At 63.4% G+C, this 2,445-nt stretch carries 3 protein-coding genes; all 3 read left to right on the top strand.

Going from position 1 to position 2,445, the window contains the following annotated elements:
• Positions 1–359: autotransporter outer membrane beta-barrel domain-containing protein (locus tag A7A08_RS15300; RefSeq protein WP_141694036.1), on the top strand; the 359-nt coding region annotated here is incomplete at its 5' end.
• Positions 360–607: 248 nt separating this feature from the next.
• On the top strand, positions 608–1,552 hold the full coding sequence (locus tag A7A08_RS15295) for a L,D-transpeptidase family protein (protein ID WP_141694035.1): 945 nt from the start codon (positions 608–610) through the stop codon (positions 1,550–1,552).
• 202 nt (positions 1,553–1,754) lie between these two features.
• The coding region (locus tag A7A08_RS17230) for a pectate lyase-like adhesive domain-containing protein (RefSeq protein WP_342586704.1) at positions 1,755–2,445 on the top strand (691 nt) is incomplete at its 3' end.

Raw genomic sequence — 2,445 nt, 5'->3', positions numbered from 1 at the left:
CCGGCGCCCTCGCAGCCCTCACCTCCGCCGGCTATCAAGAAGACGTGACCTACTCCACGACCGGGTTCCGTGCTGCGACGACCATGAGCCTTGGCACTACGGTCATCACGCCGAACGTCTCCGTTGCATGGCTGCATGCCTTCGACAGCGTCGATACCGACTTGGCCCTGGCATTCGCCTCCGGCGGACCGGACTTCGCCATCCAGGGCACGCCCATCGCCCGGGACAGCGCTCTGGTCCAGGCCGGCCTCGACTTCGCGGTCACACCCAACGCGACGCTCTCCATCGCCTATGACGGGCAGTTCGCTTCAGACGCGGACGAGCACGGCATCAAGGGCCGGGCAAGCTGGAAGTTCTAGGAAACGCCAGCGCTCGGCTTCATGACGGGAAAGCCGGGGGCAGCGACGGACTCTGATTCGGCGGTGACGCCCCGCCGGTCGGTTGGCGTGCGTCAGCGCAAGTCTCGATCAATACAGGGAAAAATCCGATCTCGCGGTGCGATTTGCCGCGGACATTCGCCACGGCGACGCCAAAACGGCACCCCCATAAACCGGCCATTAACCATGCGTGATTCATCCTGCTGTCATCACGCCGGGGGGCATTCGTTGTGCGTTACTCTTCGTCTTGGCAGGTTCCGAATTTCGTGCGCGTCGGCGCAGTGGCATGCAGCCTCGCGCTCAGCCTCGGTCTCGGCGGCTGCAGCCAGTTCCTTCCAGATTATCTCAAGCCGCTCTCGCCCCAGGCGAGCAATGTCCTGTTCCACAAGGACATGTCGTGGGATTCGCCGATCCTGATCCGCATCTTCAAATCCGAGTCGGAGATGGAGATTTGGAAGCAGAAGGACGACGGCCGCTACTATCTCTTTAAAGCCTATCCGATCTGCCGCTTCTCCGGGAAGCTCGGTCCGAAACAGCGGGAAGGAGACCGGCAGGCGCCGGAAGGCTTCTACACGGTGGCGGAAAAGCAGATGAACCCGTGGAGCCGTAATCACCTCGCCTTTAATATCGGCTATCCCAACACATTCGACCGGGCCCACGGCCGGACCGGGAGCCTGATCATGGTGCATGGCGGCTGCTCGTCCATCGGTTGCTACGCCATGACCGACGAGGCGGTGCAGGACATCTACACTCTGAGCCGCGATGCGTTCGAAGGCGGCCAGGAGGCGTTCCAGATCCAGGCTTACCCGTTCCGAATGACGGACGAGAACATGGAGAAGCACCGGAAGGACAAGTGGTTCGATTTCTGGGCCAACCTCAAGGAAGGCTACGACTATTTCGAGACCACCCATCTGGAGCCGAAGGTCGATGTCTGCGGCAAGCGCTATCTGATCAATGCGGAGTTCGTCGCCGAGGACGCGGAGGTCGATCCCCGAAAGGACTGCCCGGCCTACCGGAAGCTGCCGGTCGTGCCGCACGCCCAGACCCTCCAGGTCGCCGCACCGAAAGGCCCGCCACCGCGGCCGCTGGGAGAAGCGTTCGGCCTCGCCTTCGGGGAGAAGGAGCCGACCTACCACATGTTCAGCCTCGGCCCGGCGGTGACGCGGGAGAACTAGTCCCAGATCGAGCGCCCGCGGCGCGTTCGGCGCCGGCGGACCGCCGTGCTTACGCGGTGCTGTGAAAACGATCCGATCACTTCGGGAAGATTTTCCTCTCACCCCAAGTTGTTCAGTGGGCGGATTTTCGCTTAGGTTAGACTGGCGAATCACCCAGCCGGGGGGCGGACTGGTGAGAAGAAGAGATGCGGCGCGACAGCTGTTGCTGTCGAGCACCGTGCTGGTGGCGGTGACAGCGCTTTGTGCGTGTCCGACGGCGGCCGAGGCCGATCAGTTCACGGTCGATGACCAGATTTCGTTTTCAGCGGCGTTAGCGCGTATCGCTCAAGACCACTCCCAGAATCATACGATCAACATCGCGCGCTCCTTCACCATGACGCGCGCGGTTGCTCCTATTGTGCTCGATGACGGCCGAACGCTCACCATCAACGGCAACGGCAACACCATCGACGGCAACGGACAGTTCCGGCCCTTCTTCGTGTCCTCGTCATCGCCATCCACGGCCGGTGGTCCGACGATCAACATCAGCAATCTGAACATCTCGCGAGGCGCCGGAATCGGCGGTTCGGGCGCGGCCGGCGGCATGGGCGCGGGCGGCGGACTGTTCGTCGATCAGAACACCACGGTCGTGCTGGACCTCGTCAACTTCCAGAACAACTCTGCGACCGGCGGGGCTGCGAACGGCAGCCATGGCGGTGGCGGCGGGCTTGGCGGCGATGGCGGTGACGGGTACGGCAGCGGTGGTGGCGGTCTTTACGGCAAAGGCGGGTCCACAAATGGCGGGACCGGAGCGCATGCCGGCACCGGGGGTGGTGGTGCGCTCGGTAAAGGCGGCACGAGTAACTCAAGTGGCGGCGCCGGCGGCGGTGGCGGATTCTTTGGAAATGGCGGCG

It is taken from the genome of Methyloligella halotolerans (assembly GCF_001708935.1).
Classification (GTDB): Bacteria; Pseudomonadota; Alphaproteobacteria; order Rhizobiales; family Methyloligellaceae; genus Methyloligella; species Methyloligella halotolerans.
This window is presented reverse-complemented; position numbering and strand designations above follow the sequence as displayed.